This window comes from Streptomyces sp. NPDC050433 (genome assembly GCF_044458565.1).
In the GTDB taxonomy this organism is placed as follows: domain Bacteria; phylum Actinomycetota; class Actinomycetes; order Streptomycetales; family Streptomycetaceae; genus Streptomyces.
In genome coordinates this window covers 53110-70011 of record NZ_JBITIB010000009.1, presented here as the reverse complement: position 1 = coordinate 70011, position 16902 = coordinate 53110, and the positions used below count along the sequence as shown (strand labels likewise).

Genomic DNA, 16902 nt, shown 5'->3' with positions numbered 1-16902 from the left:
CGTGTCGCCGCCTCAGGCGACGCGGTCCCGCGCGGCGGACCACCGCGCGATGTGGTGCTTGACGGTGCCGATGACGGCGGCGGCCCGGTCGTTGAGATAGAAGTGGCCGCCCGGAAAGACGTGCAGCTCGAAGTCCGCCTCCGTGTGACCGACCCACGCCCGCGCGTCATCGACGGGCACCTGCGGATCGGCGTCACCGATCAGCGCCACGACCGGGTACGGGATCGAGGCGCCCGGCTCGCTCCGGTACGACTGCACGGCCGCGTAGTCGCTGCGGAGCGCCGGCAGGATCATGCTCACGATGTCGTCGTCGCCGAGGACCTGGGAATCGGTGCCGCTCATCCGGCGGACCTCGTCGAGGATGTTCTCGTCCGTGGACAGCTCACGCGTGGACACACACGTGCACGGCGGCGCGCACCGCCCCGAGACGATCACCCCGAGCACATCCACGTCCGTGCCCCGCAGCCGGCGCGCGACCTCGAACGCCACGGTCGCGCCCATGCTGTGACCGAAGAGGGTCACCGGCCGGTCCGCCCACTCCAGCAGCTCACGCGCCACGGCGTCGGCCAGCTCCGGAATGTTGTCGATGCCTTTCTCCTCGCGCCGGTCCTGCCGGCCCGGATACTGCACGGCCAGCACATCGGTCTCGGGCGCGAGCGCCTTGGCGACCGGCAGAAAGAACGAGGCGGAGCCTCCCGCGTGCGGCAGACACACCAGTTGGGTACTCGCCGCGGCGGCCGGCCGAAAACGTCGAATCCACGGCTGTGTTTCGCTGGATGCGAGAGTCATGATGTTTCTGGCCTCATTCCGGGCACACCCGTCGATTGAGAATTGCATGGCCAACGTGCCAGCGTGACCCCCCGTACGCAACCCCTAATCCCCCGTGCCCGCGCCCTCGTCAGCGATTTCGGAGCAGCCGTTAGGGGTGGCTCGGGCAAATCTTCGTCGCTATTGTGGCGACCGTATTGGGAGCGGGACATCGAATGAATGTCGGGGAAACGTCGGGGGATTCTCCATACCTGACCGTTGCCTGACCGGCCGATGAATTCTTATCAATTGTGGGCGTGGTAAAGGGCCGACAACGCTGATTGGTATTTCGTGCTGGTGCGCCGTGCTGAGTTCGACCGGAGCGATGGGTGACGTCGGTGGGGAACAACGAAGAGAAGCTGCTCAATTACCTCAAGCGCGCGACCGCCGACCTCCGGGACGCGCGGCGGAAGCTGAGCGAGGCGGAGGAGCGGCAGCACGCCCCGATCGCGATCGTGGGAATGGCCTGCCGGTTTCCGGGAGGGGTGACCTCCCCGGAGCAGCTGTGGCAGCTCGTCGCCGCCGGCGACGACGGCGTCACCGGCTTCCCCGCCGACCGCGGCTGGGACACCGAGGGGCTGTACGACCCGGAGCCGGGAAAGCCCGGCACCACGTACGTCCGCGAGGGCGGCTTCCTGCACGACTGCGCCGACTTCGACCCCGCGTTCTTCGGGATCTCGCCGCGCGAGGCCCTGGCGATGGACCCCCAGCAGCGGCTGGTCCTGGAGACGTCCTGGGAGGCGTTCGAGCGCGCGGGCATCGACCCGCACGCCGTACGCGGCACCCAGACCGGCGTGTTCGCCGGCGTGATGTACCACGACTACGGGTCATGGGTCCGCGAGATCCCCGACGAGCTGGCCGGCTACCTCGGCAACGGCACGTCCGGCAGCATCCTCTCGGGCCGTATCGCCTACACCCTGGGCCTCGAAGGCCCCGCCATGACCGTGGACACCGCCTGCTCGTCCTCCCTGGTCGCCCTGCACTCCGCGATGCAGGCGCTGCGCCGGGGCGAGTGCTCGCTGGCCCTGGCCGGCGGAGTGACGGTGATGTCGACCCCGGACACCTTCGTCGAGTTCAGCCTCCAGCAGGGCCTGGCCGCCGACGGCCGGTGCAAGCCGTTCGCGGCGGCGGCCGACGGCACCGGCTGGGGCGAGGGCGTCGGCATGCTGCTGCTGGAGCGGCTTTCCGACGCGCGGCGCAACGGGCACGAGGTGCTGGGCGTCGTACGCGGCTCCGCCGTCAACCAGGACGGTGCCTCCAGCGGTATGACCGTCCCGAACGGCCCTTCCCAGCAACGGGTGATCCGGGCCGCGCTGGCCGACGCGGGCATCGAGGCGTCCGGGGTGGACGCCGTCGAGGCGCACGGCACCGGTACGCGGCTCGGCGACCCCATCGAGGCCCAGGCGCTGCTCGCGACGTACGGCAAGGAGCGGCGGGAGCCGCTCTGGCTCGGGTCGGTGAAGTCCAACATCGGGCATACGCAGGCCGCCGCCGGTGTGGCGAGCGTGATCAAGATGGTCATGGCGATGCGGCACGGGGTACTGCCCAGGACACTGCACGTGGACGCGCCGTCACCGCACGTCGACTGGTCGCAGGGGCCGGTCGAACTGCTCACCGAGGCGCGGCCCTGGGAGAGCGGGGAAGGGCCGAGGCGCGCGGGCGTCTCGTCGTTCGGGCTCAGCGGCACCAACGCGCACGTGATCCTCGAACAGTCACCGGCCGACGAGCCGGCCGACGAGCCGGCCGACGAGCCGGACGGAGCGCCCGAGGTCGGGAGCGCCGGCCCCGCCGCCGTGCCCTGGCCGGTCTCCGGCGCGAGCGACGGCGCGCTGCGCGGCCAGGCCGCCCGCCTGCTGTCCCTGCTGGACGACACCGACGGGAACGCCGCCGAAGCCCCCACCCCCGACCTGCTCGGCATCGGCCACTCCCTGCTGCGCGGCAGGGCCACGTTCGACCGCCGCGCCGTCGTCGTCGGCACCGACGCCGAACAGCTGCGCGCGGGACTGACGGCGCTCGTGGACGACGACATGCCCGTACGGGTGGCCTCCACGACCGGTGGCAAGCTCGCCCTCGTCTTCCCCGGCCAGGGCGCCCAGTGGCCCGGCATGGGCGCCCGACTGGCCGCCGAATCACCGGCTTTCGCCCGCCGCCTGGACGAATGCGCCACCGCCCTGGCCCCGTTCGTCGACTGGTCGCTCATCGACGTCATCCACGGCGCCGACGGCGCGCCCTCGCTGGAGCGCGTCGACGTCGTCCAGCCCGTCTCGTTCGCCGTGATGGTGTCGCTCGCCGCGCTGTGGGAGTCGTACGGCGTACGGCCCGACGCCGTCGTCGGCCACTCGCAGGGCGAGATCGCCGCGGCCGTCGTCTCGGGCGCCCTGACACTCGAAGACGGCGCGCGCGTCGTCGCGTTGCGCTCGCAGGCCATCGCCCGGACCCTGGCCGGCGCCGGCGGCATGATGTCCGTACGGCTCCCGGTCGCCGAACTGGAGCCCCGCCTGCGCCCCGGTGTGTCCATCGCCGCCGTCAACGGCCCCGGCTCCGTGGCCGTTTCCGGCGACCCGGCCGGACTCGACGCGCTGTACGAGGAGTTGACGGCCGACGACGTACGCGTGCGGCGTATCGCCGTCGACTACGCCTCGCACTCGCCCCAGGTCGAGCTGTTGCGCGACGAACTCCTCGACGTACTGGCGCCGGTCGCCCCCCGTACCGCCGAGATCCCCTTCTACTCCACCGTCACCGCCGGCTGGCTGGACACCACGGCCATGGACGCCGGTTACTGGTACCGGAACCTGCGCCGGCGTGTGCTCTTCGCCGACGCCGTCGAAGCACTTGGCGCGGACGGTTTCCGCACGTTCGTGGAGTCCAGCGCCCACCCCGTCCTCATCCCCGGCATCAGCGACAGCCTCGACGCGGGCGAGCGCGACGGCACCGTCTCCGGCACGCTGCGCCGCGACGAGGGCGGGCTCGACCGCTTCCTGCGCTCCGCCGGCGACCTGTGGGCCGCGGGCGTCGACATCGACTGGACCACCGCGTTCCCCGGCGACGTGCGGCGCGTCGACCTCCCCACGTACGCCTTCGACCGGCAGCGCTACTGGCTGGACGAGTCCGCCGTCGTCGGAGACGTCGCGTCGGCCGGTCTCATCTCCACCGGGCACGCGCTGCTCGGGGCGGCGTTCCAGCGCGCCGACGGCCAGGGGATGACCTTCACCGGACGGGTCGGGCTCGGCACGCACCCGTGGCTCGGCGACCATGTCGTCGAAGGGCGGACGCTGTTCCCCGGCACCGGCTTCGTCGAGCTGGCGATCCGCGCGGGCGACGAGGTGGGCCACCCCAGCCTCGAAGAACTCACCCTCGCCGCACCCCTGATCCTGCCCGCGAAGGGCTCCGTGGTGGTGCAGGTCCACATCGACGCCCCCGCCGACGGGGCCTCCGACCGCCGCGACGTCGCCATCTACTCCCGGTCCGAAGACGCCCCCGCCGACCTGCCCTGGACCCGGCACGCCACCGGCACGCTCGGCGCCGCGCACCACCGCCCGGACTTCGACCTCACCCAGTGGCCACCGGAGCGGGCCGAGCCCTTCGACGTCACGGGCGGCTACGAACGGCTCGCCGACGCCGGACTCGCGTACGGCCCCGCCTTCCGCGGGCTGCGCACCGCCTGGCTGCGCGGCCCCGAGGTCTTCGCCGAGGTCGCCCTGCCATCCGGCGCACGTGAACAGTCAGGCCGGTACGGGATCCACCCCGCCCTGCTCGACGCCGCGCTGCACGCGATCGGGCTCGGCGGCGACGGCGACGGCGACGGCGACGTCAGCCGGGGTGGTGCTGAACTGCCGTTCGCCTGGCAGGACGTCGAGCTGTACGCGACGGAGGCCACGAGCCTGCGGGTGCACGTACGGCCGACCACACCCGGCACCGTCGCCATCGAGGTCGCCGACGCCACGGGTACCCCCGTCGCGTCGATCGGCTCGCTGGCCCTGCGCCCGGTCACCGCCGAGCAGTTGGCGTCCGGCGCGAACGCGACGCGCGACGCGCTGTTCCGGGTCGAATGGCAGGAGACGGCCGCCCACGTGGAGCCGGAGGCCCGGCACTGGACCGTGATCGCCCCGGCGGATACCGAACGCGCCCACGGCGTCGCGCCGTTGGCCGACGTGCTGGTGGGCGCCGGGACGGCGGACTCGCTGGACGACGTGACCGACGCCGAAGCGGCGAGCGGCGTGGTCGTGCTGACGCCCCACCGCTCCGGCACCGATCCGCTCGCCGTCCACGCGGCCGTCGCACAGATGTTGACGGATCTTCAGAACTGGTTGTCCCAGGAACGGTTCACCGATGGCACGCTCCTCGTGGTGACACGCGGCGCGACCGACGGCACCGACCTGGCCGGAGCGGCCGTCTGGGGCTTGCTGCGCACCGCCCAACAGGAGAACCCCGGACGGTTCGTGCTCGTGGACCTGAGCGAGCACGACGCACCCGACACATCCACGGACCTCGCCCGTCTCCTGCCCCTGGCCGCGGCGCTCGGTGAGCCCGAGACCGCCGTACGAGCCGGCGCCCTCCAAGTGCCGCGTCTGGTACGGGCGTACGAGAGCCCGGCCACCCCCGCCCGCGACTGGGACCCCGAGGGCACGGTCGTCGTGACCGGCGCGAGCGGCACGCTCGCCTCGACCGTCGTGCGCCATCTCGTCGCCGAGCGCGGCGTCCGCCATCTGCTGCTCCTCAGCCGCAGCGGCGCCACCGTCACGGACCTCGGCGACGCCACCGTCACGGCGCTCGCCTGCGACGTCACCGACCGGACCGCCCTCGCCGCCGCACTCGGCTCCGTTCCCGCCGAACACCCCGTCACCGCCGTCATCCACACGGCCGGCGTCCTGGACGACGGCACTGTCGAATCCCTCACCCCGGACCGGCTGGCCACGGTCCTGCGGCCCAAGGTGGACGCCGCCTGGCACCTGCACGAACTCACCGCGGACCTGGACCTCACCCACTTCGTCCTGTTCTCCTCCTTCGCCGGGCTCGCGGGCAGCGCCGGACAGGCCAACTACTCCGCCGCCAACGCCTATCTCGACGCCCTCGCCCTCCACCGCGGGGCAGCCGGCCTGCCCGCACACGCCCTCGCCTGGGGTTTCTGGGACAGCGCGAGCGGCATGACCGGACATCTCGACGCCGCCGACCGGGCGCGGATCAGCCGCAGCGGCATCTCCCCGCTCTCCACCGACGAGGGCCTGGAACTGTTCGACGCGGCCGTCTCGCACCCCGAGGCCGTACTGGCTCCCGCGCGCCTCGACCTGCCCCAACTCCGCAAGCAGGGCGCCGAATCGCAGGCCCTGTTCCGCGTACTCGTACCGACGACCCGACGCGGCGTCGCCGGAGCCGGAGCGGCGGCGGACGTCGACTCCTGGCAGGGCGCGCTGCTCGCCCTCCCCGAGGCGGAACGCGAGCAGCGGCTGCTCGATCTCGTACGTGGCCAGGCCGCCGCCGTGCTCGGCCACGGCAGCGCCGCCGCCATCGAACCGAACCGCGCCTTCCGCGAGTTCGGGTTCGACTCGCTGACCGCCGTCGAGCTGCGCAACCGGCTCAACTCCGCGACCCGGCTGCGGCTGCCCGCGACCCTCGTCTTCGACTACCCGTCGCCACTCGCCCTCGCGCGCTTCCTGCACGGCGAACTGGCCGGCCGGCACGCCGCCCCGTCGGGCGGCACGGGACCGGCCTCCACCGCCTCGACCACCGACGAGCCGATCGCGATCGTCGGCATGAGCTGCCGCTACCCCGGCGACATCGCGTCCCCCGAGGACCTGTGGCGCCTGGTGTCCGGCGGCGTCGACGCCATCTCGGACTTCCCGCGCGACCGAGGCTGGGACGTCGAGGGCGTGTACGACCCGGAGCCGGGCGTCGAGGGCAAGTCGTACGTCCGCGAAGGCGGATTCCTCACCGGGGCCGCCGACTTCGACGCCGGATTCTTCGGGATCTCGCCGCGCGAAGCACTCACCATGGACCCGCAGGAGCGACTGCTCCTCGAACTCTCCTGGGAAGCGTTCGAGCGCGCCGCCATCGCTCCCGACGCGGTACGGGGCAGCCAGACCGGTGTCTTCGCCGGGCTGATGCACCACGACTACGCGGCCAGCAGCAGCGGCGGCAGCCTGGTCTCCGGGCGGATCTCCTACACCTTCGGCCTCGAAGGCCCCGCGATCACCGTCGACACCGCTTGCTCGTCCTCGCTGGTCGCCCTGCACTGGGCCGCACGCTCGCTGCGCGCCGGAGAATGTTCGCTGGCCCTCGCGGGCGGCGTGGCGGTGATGTCGACACCGGAGATGTTCGTCGACTTCAGCCAGCAGCGCGGGCTCGCGCCCGACGGCCGCTGCAAGTCCTTCTCCGCAGCCGCCGACGGCGCCGCCTGGTCCGAGGGCGCGGGCATGCTGCTGCTGGAGCGGTTGTCCGACGCGCGCCGCAACGGCCACCGCGTGCTGGGTGTCGTACGCGGCTCCGCCGTCAACCAGGACGGCGCGTCCAACGGCTTCGCCGCCCCCAACGGCCCCTCGCAGCAACGCGTCATCCTCGCCGCACTCGCGAACGCGGGCCTGGCGGCGGCGGACGTCGACGTCGTGGAGGGCCACGGCACCGGAACCTCCCTCGGCGACCCGATCGAAGCGCAGGCGCTCCTCGCGACGTACGGGCAGAACCGCGAGACGCCCCTGATGCTGGGCTCGATCAAGTCCAACATCGGGCACGCCCAGGCCGCCGCCGGTGTCGCCGGCGTGATCAAGATGATCACGGCCATGCACAACGAGGTCGTGCCCCGGACCCTGCATGTGGCCGACCCCTCCGACCAGGTCGACTGGTCGACCGGCGCCGTCGAGCTGCTGACCGAGGACCGGGCGTGGCCCGAGGTGGACCGGCCCTGGCGGGCGGGTGTGTCGTCGTTCGGCATCAGCGGGACGAACGCGCATGTGATCGTGGAGCAGGCGCCCGTGGAGGACGTGCCTTCGCAGGACGCGCCCGATTCGGCCCGTCCGGAGTCCCCGGCCGACGCGACCGTGATCCCGCTGGTCCTCTCCGGACGCAGCGTGCAAGGCGTACGCGACCAGGCGCGGAACATCTCGACCCTGCTGGACGGCGGCGTGGCCGCACGGGACGTCGCCTACTCCCTGGCGACCGCACGAGGCGCGCTCGACCACCGCTCGGTGGCCGTCGGCCGGGACGCCGACGAACTGCGGGCGGCCCTGGCGAAGATCGCGTCCGGCGGTACGCCGCTGCGGATGGCTCCCGGTGGTGGCCTCGGGTTTGTGTTTTCGGGGCAGGGGTCGCAGTGGGTGGGGATGGGTCGTGGTCTGTATGAGGTGTTCCCGGTTTTCGCGGGGGCGTTGGATGAGGTGCTGGATGTGCTGGGTGGTGAGGTGCGGTCGGTGATGTGGGCGGAGTCTGAGTCTGAGTCGGCCGAGGGGCTGTCTTTGAGTCAGACGGGGATGACGCAGCCGGCTTTGTTCGCTGTGGAGGTGGCGTTGTTCCGGTTGTTGGAGTCGTGGGGTGTGCGGCCGGATGTGGTGGGTGGTCATTCGATCGGTGAGATCGCTGCGGCGTATGTGGCGGGGGTTTTGTCGCTGTCGGATGCTGCGGTGTTGGTGTCGGCTCGGGGTCGGTTGATGCAGGCGTTGCCGGGTGGTGGTGCGATGGTCGCGGTTCAGGCGGCGGAGGATGAGGTTGTCCCGTTGCTGCGCGAGGGGGTGTCGGTGGCGGCGGTCAACTCGCCGAATTCTGTGGTGGTGTCGGGTGTGGAGGAGGCGGTGGTCGCTGTTGCGGAGCACTTCACCGTGTTGGGTCGTAAGACGTCGCGGTTGAAGGTGTCGCATGCGTTCCATTCGTCGCTGATGGTGCCGATGCTGGAGGACTTCCGGGCGGTGGTCGCCGGTCTTGAACTGCGTGAGCCGAAGATCCCGTTGGCGACTGCTGGTGATGTGCGGTCGGTCGATTTCTGGGTGTCCCATGTGCGGGACACGGTCCGGTTCGTGGACGTCGTGCGTCAGATGGAGACCCAAGGTGTCGCGACGTTCGTCGAGATCGGCCCGGATGCCGTGCTCTCCGCCATGGGTCCCGAATGCGTCACCGGCGAGGACACCGCCTTCATCCCCGTCATGCGCCGTCACCGTGACGAACCGCGCACCGCGCTCGACGGCCTCGGCCGGGCCTGGAGCCGGGGCGTGCCCGTCGACTGGAGCGCGACGGTCCCCGGCGGGCTGCCGGTCGACCTCCCCACGTACCCCTTCGAACACCGCCGCTACTGGCTCGAACCCACCATCGGCGCCGGTATCTCCGGCGGCAGCGGCCAGGACACGACCGACCATCCGATACTCGCCGCCGCCCTCGACCAACTGGACTCCGACGGAGTCACCCTCACCGGCAGGCTCTCCCTCGGCAGCCACCCCTGGCTCGCCGAGCACCGCGTGCACGACACGATCCTGCTGCCGGGCACGGCACTGGTCGAGTTGGTGCTGCACGCCGGCGCGTACGTGGAGTGCCCGGCCATCGACGAACTGACCCTGTACGCACCGCTGGTGGTGCCGGACGACGGAGACGTACGGCTGCGCGTCACCGTGGGCGAGCGGTCCGAGACGGGCCGCCGGTCGGTGTCCGTGCACGGCAGGGCGACCGGTGAGGAGTGGACCGAGTACGCGGGCGGCACGCTCACCGAGGAGTTGCCGGCCCCCGTCTCGCTGACCCAGTGGCCGCCGCCCGGCGCCACCCCGCTGGACGTGGGGACCGCCTATGAGCGGCTGTCGGACGCCGGTATCGACTACGGCCCCGTCTTCCGTGGCCTGCGGGCCGCCTGGCAGCAGGGTGCCGACGTCTTCGCCGAGGTCGCACTGCCCGAGGGCACGGACGCGGACGGCTTCGCGCTGCACCCGGCGCTGTTCGACGCCGCGCTGCACGCGGGCGCCTTCCACGGCGCCGACGGACTGCCGTTCGCCTGGAGCGGTGTCGCCGTGCACCGGACCGGCGCGAGCGATCTGCGGATCAGACTGACAGCGCGTGGCGAGAACGGGGTGGCGCTCACGGTCGCCGACGCGGACGGCGCGCCCGTCGCCACGGTGGAGTCCCTGGCCACGCGCCCTGCGAGCGCCGCCGCGCTGACGACAGGCGCCGACCGGTCGCTCCACCGCCCGCTGTGGACGGAGCGTTCGGGCACGACGCCCTTCGACGGGACGATGGCCGTGGTCACGGACCTGGCCGACCTCACTGCCGAGACACCCGACGTCGTGGTGCTGCGAGTCGAATCCGCGGACGGCGACGGAACGGTCCCGTCGTCCGCCCGCGCGACAGCCGTCCAGGTACTGACCGCCCTTCAGAACTGGCTCTCCGACGAGCGGTTCACGGCGGCGCAGCTCGCTGTCCTCACCCGCGACGCCGCCCCGGCCACGGCCGGGCCGGATCTCTCCCAGGCCCCCGTCTGGGGTCTCGTACGCGCCGCGCGGGCCGAACACCCCGGCCGGTTCCTCCTGCTCGACGTCCCCGACGCGGCGGACATCTCGGACCAGACCCTGCGCGCCGCACTCGGCTGCGGCGAGCCCGAGGTCCGGATCGAGGGCGGCACGCTTCTCGTACCGCGCTGGACCCGGACGAAGCCGACCGACGCCCCGCGCACGGACCACGGCATGCCCGGCTCCGTGCTCGTCACCGGTGGCACCGGCGGTCTCGGCGCGGCGGTCGCCCGGCATCTGGTCGAGACGCACGGCGTACGCGACCTGGTCCTGGTCAGCCGGCGCGGCGCCGAGGCCCCCGGCGCCGAGGAACTGCGCGCCGAACTGACCGCGCACGGTGCCGAGGTGGCGCTCGTCGCCGCCGACGTGTCCGACCGCGACACCGTGACCGCGCTGTTCGCCGCCCATCCCGTCGACGGCGTGATCCACGCGGCGGGCGTGCTGGCGGACGGACTCGTCGAGTCGCTGACACCGGATCAGTTCGACACCGTCTTCCGCCCGAAGGTGGACGCGGCCTGGAATCTGCACGAGCTGGGTGGCGATCTCTCGCTCTTCGTACTGTTCTCGTCGGCGACCGGTGCCATCGATCCGGCCGCCCAGGGCAACTACGCCGCCGCCAACGGCTTCCTCGACGCCCTCGCCGAGCACCGCAACTCCCGTGGTCTCTCTGCCACTTCGCTGGCCTGGGGCTTCTGGGACCAGGAGGGCATGGCCGCCCAGCTCGACGCCGCCGACCGGGAACGCATCCGGCGCACCGGCATCGCCGCACTCTCGACCGAGGAAGGCCTCGCCCTGTTTGACGCCGCCGTGGCCACGGGCGCACCCGCCCTCGCCCCCGTACGGCTCGACACCGGAGTCCTCCGCTCCCGCGACGGCGAACTCCCCGTCGTCCTGCGCGACATGATCCGCCGGCCGGCCCGGCAGTCCACCGCCGGGACCGGGCTGCCGTTCGCGGTGAAGCTGACGTCACTGCCCGCGACCGAGCGGGAGGCGTACGTACTCGGCATCGTCCGCGCCGAGGTCGCCGCCGTCCTCGGCCACGACAGCGCGGCCGACATCGAACCGCGCCGCGCCTTCACCGACTTCGGCTTCGACTCGCTCACCTCGGTGGAGTTCCGCAACAAGGTCGCGGCGGCTACCGGCCTGCGGCTGCCCGCCACCCTCGTCTTCGACCACCCCACACCGCGCTCGCTCGCCGACCATCTGCTGGCGCGGGCGGTCGAGTCGGCCCCGGTGCACGTGGCCACGACGGCGACGGCTGCCGACCGCGACGATCCGATCGTGATCGTCGGCATGAGCTGCCGCTATCCGGGCGGTGTCGCCTCACCCGACGATCTGTGGCAGCTGGTCTCCGGCGGCGTGGACGCCATCTCGGGCTTCCCGACCGACCGGGGCTGGGACCTGGAGTCGCTGCACGGCGCGGCCCCCGGCCAGTCGTACACCGCCGAGGGCGGCTTCCTGACCGGCGCGGCCGACTTCGACGCGGACTTCTTCGGGATCTCGCCGCGCGAGGCGCTGGCGATGGACCCGCAGCAGCGGCTGCTGCTGGAGACCGCGTGGGAGTCCTTCGAGCACGCGGGCATCGACCCGGACTCGCTGCACGGCACCGACACCGGCATCTTCGCGGGCGTCATGTACCGCGACTACGGCAGCACCCTGACCACCGTTCCCGATGATCTGCTGGGCTACTTCGGCAACGGCACCCTCAACAGCGTGGTCACCGGCCGCGTCGCGTACTCGCTCGGTCTTGAGGGCCCGGCGGTGACCGTCGACACGGCGTGCTCGTCCTCGTTGGTGGCCCTGCACTGGGCGGCCCAGTCGCTGCGCGCGGGGGAGTGCTCGCTGGCGCTGGCCGGCGGTGTGACGGTGATGTCCACACCGGGGACGTTCGTGGAGTTCTCCCGGCAGAACGGCCTTGCCTCCGACGGGCGTTGCAAGCCGTTCTCCACGGACGCCGACGGCACCGGCTGGTCCGAAGGCGTCGGCCTGGTCGTCCTGGAACGGCTCTCCGACGCACGGCGCAACGGGCACCAGGTGCTCGCCACCGTCCGGGGCTCGGCGATCAACCAGGACGGCGCGTCCAACGGACTGACCGCCCCCAACGGCCCCTCGCAGCAGCGGGTGATCCGCTCCGCGCTCGCCAACGCGGGCCTGGCGGCGGCGGACATCGACGTCGTGGAGGCGCACGGCACCGGCACGAAGCTCGGCGACCCCATCGAGGCGCAGGCGCTCCTCGCGACGTACGGGCAGAACCGCGAGACGCCGCTGCTCCTGGGCTCGATCAAGTCGAACCTCGGGCACACCCAGGCCGCCGCGGGCGTCGCCGGTGTGATCAAGATGGTGCAGGCGATGCGCCACGGGCAGGCGCCCAAGTCACTGCATGTGGCGGCCCCCTCGGACCAGGTCGACTGGAGCGAGGGCGCTGTCGAGCTGCTGAGCGAGGCGCGTGAGCTGCCGGCCGTCGACCGGCCGTGGCGGGCCGGGGTGTCGTCGTTCGGCATCAGCGGCACCAACGCGCACGTGATCCTCGAACAGGCCCCGGACGCCGAGCCGTTGGTGCCTGAACCGACAGCGACCGAGAGTCCCCTCGTCCCGACCGTCCCCCTCGTCCTGTCCGGCAAGACCGAGCGGGCCGTCCAGAACCAGGCAGGCCGCCTGCTGGCGACGATCGACAGCGCCCCCGCCGTGGACGTCGCCCACGCGCTGGCCACCACCCGCGCCGCGCTCCAGCACCGCGCCACCGTCACCGGCGGGACGCGCGACGAACTGCGGGCCGCCCTGGGCGCACTCGCCCACGGTGGCCCGGCGACGGACGTCGTCCGTGGCACCGTCTCGGGCGGCGGTCTCGGCTGTCTCTTCTCCGGTCAGGGCTCGCAGTGGGTGGGGATGGGCCGAGGCCTCTACGAGACGTTCCCCGCTTTCGCGGCGGCGCTGGACAGCGTGTGCACGTTGCTCGACAAGGAGTTGCCCCGTCCGCTCACCGATGTGATGTGGGCGGATCCGGAATCGCCGGACTCACCCGAAGCGGCGCTGCTGAACCAGACCGGCTACACCCAGCCCGCCCTGTTCGCGATCGAGGTGGCGCTGTTCCGCCTCCTGGAATCGTGGGGGATGAGGCCGGACGCCGTGGGCGGTCACTCCATCGGTGAGATAGCCGCCGCGCATGTCGCGGGTGTGCTGTCGCTGCCCGACGCCGCCGCGCTCGTCGCCGCCCGTGGCCGGCTGATGCAGGCGCTGCCCGCCGGTGGCGCCATGGTCGCCATCCAGGCCACCGAGGAGGAGGTCGCACCGCTGCTGAGCGAGACCGTCTCGCTCGGAGCCGTCAACGCGCCAGGCTCCGTGGTCGTTTCGGGCGTCGAGGACGCGGTGGTCGCCGTCGCCGAACACTTCACCGCACTCGGCCGCAAAACCTCCCGGCTGAAGGTGTCGCACGCCTTCCACTCCTCGCTGATGGTCCCGATGCTGGACGAGTTCCGCGAAGTCGTCGCGGGCCTCGAACTCCGTGAGCCACGAATCCCGTTCGCGACGAGCGGCGATGTGCGGTCCGTCGAGTTCTGGGTCGACCACGTACGCCAGGCCGTCCGGTTCATGGACGTCGTCCGGACGATGGAGGCCGACGGTGTCACGACCTTTGCCGAGATCGGCCCCGACGCCGTTCTGACCGCCATGGGACCGGCCTGTGCCACCGGCCAGGACGTCACATTCGTCCCGCTGATGCGCCGCGACCGGGACGAGATCCGCACCGCCCTCAAGGGCGTCGGCCAGGCATGGACGCGAGGCGTCCCCGTCGACTGGACCGCGCTCCTGCCGTCGGCGCGGCGCGTCGACCTCCCCACGTACGCCTTCCAGCACAGCCGCTACTGGCTGGAGGCGGCCCCGCACATGGGCGACCTGGCGGGCGCGGGACAGGAAGCGGCGGACCATCCGATGCTCGCCGCCGTCGTGCCGTCACCCGACACCGACACCGTCACCCTCACCGGACGGCTCTCCGCACGCGATCTGCCGTGGCTGGCTGACCACGCCGTGCACGGCGTGCTGATGGTGCCCGGCACCGCGCTTGTCGAGCTGGCGATGCGGGCCGGCCGCGAGGTGCACGCGGGCGCCGTCGAGGAACTGACCCTGGAATCACCGCTGTTGGTCCCCGAGGCGGGAGCGACCGCGCTGCGGGTGGATGTCGCCGAGCCCGACGGGACAGGGCGCCGCCGGATCCGACTGCACTCGCGCCCCGACGGCGGTGCGTGGCAGCGCCATGCCACCGGATACGTCAACGCGACCGTGGCCGGGCCCGATCCGGCCGGTGTCGATCTGGTTGCCTGGCCGCCGCCCGGCGCCGAAGGGCTCGAAGTGAACGGCGCCTACGACGAGTTGGCGGATCGAGGGTACGCGTACGGCCCGGCGTTCCAGGGGCTTCGTGCCGCGTGGCGCCGTAACGACGAGACGTTCGCCGAGGTCGAACTCCCCGAGCACACCGACCCTTCGGGGTACGGCATGCACCCCGCCCTGCTGGACGCCTGCTGGCACGCCCTGCTCCTCGGCGCCCGGGACGAACGCCCCGTGCTGCCGTTCGCCTGGACCGGGGTCGCCCTCCACACCGACACCGGCACTCACCCCATCTCGCGCGTACGGGTACGCATCGCACCCTCGGGCCCGGACACGACGACCATGACCGTCGCAGACCCCTCCGGCCGGCTCGTCGCCACGGTGACCGGCCTCGTCGCCCGGCCGGTGTCGGCCGAACAGCTTTCGGCCGGACCTCGATCCCTCTACCGGATCACCCCCACCCCCGTCTCCGCACCGGCCACGGCCGAGGCGGACGACCGGAGTTGGGTGGTGCTCGGCGCGGACACCCTCGGACTCGGCCTGCCGGTCCACCCCGACCTGGCATCCGTCCCGGACCCGGCGCCCGACGTCATCACCCACCACTGCTCCGTCCAGGAAGGGCCGGTCCCGGACGCCGTCCGCACCGCGACGGTCGACCTGCTCGGCCTGCTGTCGGCGTGGCTCGCCGAACCCCGGCTGGCCACCACCCGCCTCGTCCTCACGCTCGGCGACCACCTCAGCCAGGCACCGCTGGCCGGACTCGTCCGGGCGGCCCAGGCCGAGCATCCGGGCCGGATCACCCTGGTCCATCTGCGTACCGACGACGCCCGTCTGCTCACCCGCGCCGTCACCGCCGACGAGCCCGAACTCACCCTCGGCGACGACACGATCGAGGCGCCCCGGCTGACCAGGATCACGGACTTCACGGATTTCACGGACCTGAACGACGCCGGCGATCCCGCCCAGGCCGCGATCGAAGGCCCCGTCCTGATCACCGGTGGCACCGGCGGGCTCGGCGCCATCGTCGCCCGGCACCTGGTCGAGACACACGGCGTACACGAACTGGTCCTGGCCAGCAGGCGCGGCGCCGGCGCACCCGGCGCCGACGACCTGCGCGCCGAACTCACCGCGCTCGGCGCCCGGGTGACGCTCGTCGCCTGCGACGCCGCCGACCGGGACGCGCTGGCCGCCATGCTGGCCGACCACCCCGTACGGTCCGTCGTGCACGCCGCCGGCGTGGTCGACAACGGCGTACTGGCCTCGCTGACGCCCGAGCGGGTCGCCGCCGTGCTCCGCCCGAAGGTCGACGCCGCGTGGAATCTGCACGAACTCACCGAAGACCTCTCCGCGTTCGTCCTGTTCTCGTCGTCGGCCGGCACGCTCCTCGGCGCCGGACAGGCCAACTACGCCACGGCGAACGTCTTCCTCGACGCGCTGGCCCGCCACCGCCACGGCCTCGGACTCCCCGCCGTCTCCATGGGCTGGGGCCTGTGGGACACGGAGTCCGGCATGGCCGGAGAGCTGGACGAAGCGGGCAGGCAGCGGATGCGCCGCCTCGGCATGCCGGCGATCGGCACCGACGAGGCACTGGGTCTCTTCGACGCGGCGCTCGGCGTCGCCGACGCCGCCGTGCTGCCGATCCGCTTCGACACCGCCGCCCTGCGCTCGCGCGGCGACGACCTGCCCGCCATGCTGCGCGCCCTGGTCCCGAGGCCCGTCCGCGGCACCGCCGCCGCGGCCCCGGTCGCCACGGCGACCGAGGATCTGGCGAAGCTGCTGGCCGGTATGGAACGCGCGGACCAGGACGCGTACCTGAGCACGCTCGTACGCGGACACGTCGCCGCCGTGCTCGGCCACCCCGACGCCGGGACGATCGACCCCGGCCGGGCGCTGCGCGAGATGGGCTTCGACTCGCTCGCCGCCGTGGAACTGCGCAATCTGCTCAGTGCGGCGACCGGCCTGCAACTCTCCGCCACCCTCGTCTTCGACCACCCCTCGGTCGACGCGCTCGCCCAGCACCTGGGCGATCAACTCCTCGACCACGGGGCCGACCCGACGGCGCTCGCGCTCGCGGAGGTCGACCGGCTCGCCGAGGCCCTGACCCGGACGGACGCCGACCGCACCTCGGTCACCAACCGGCTGGAGGCGCTGCTGCGGCAGTGGCGCGACGCCGAGACCGACGACGGCACGAGCGGACAGCGCGACTTCGAGTCGGCCACCGACGACGAACTGTTCGCCGCACTCGACAACGAACTCGCGGACTGAGCCCAGTCCCATCCCTGAGCTGCCATGGCCCCGAACACCG

General features: G+C 72.5%; 1 protein-coding gene and 1 pseudogene. One reads left to right on the top strand and one right to left on the bottom strand.

Translation table 11 applies throughout. The features are described from left to right. Positions 1-12: 12 nt before the first annotated feature. A complete protein-coding gene (locus ACIBLA_RS13270; RefSeq protein ID WP_399198594.1) occupies positions 13-789 on the bottom strand; it encodes a thioesterase II family protein in 777 nt (258 codons plus the stop codon). A gap of 377 nt (positions 790-1166) precedes the next feature. Here ACIBLA_RS13270 and ACIBLA_RS13265 point away from each other — a divergent pair. After that, positions 1167-16862, top strand: a pseudogene (locus tag ACIBLA_RS13265) (SDR family NAD(P)-dependent oxidoreductase); the annotation flags it as partial. Positions 16863-16902 lie beyond the last annotated feature (40 nt).

Coding starts and splice junctions, on each gene's coding strand:
- ACIBLA_RS13270 (WP_399198594.1), bottom strand. CDS start 789: ATGACTCTCGCATCCAGCGAAACACAGCCGTGGATTCGACGTTTTCGG.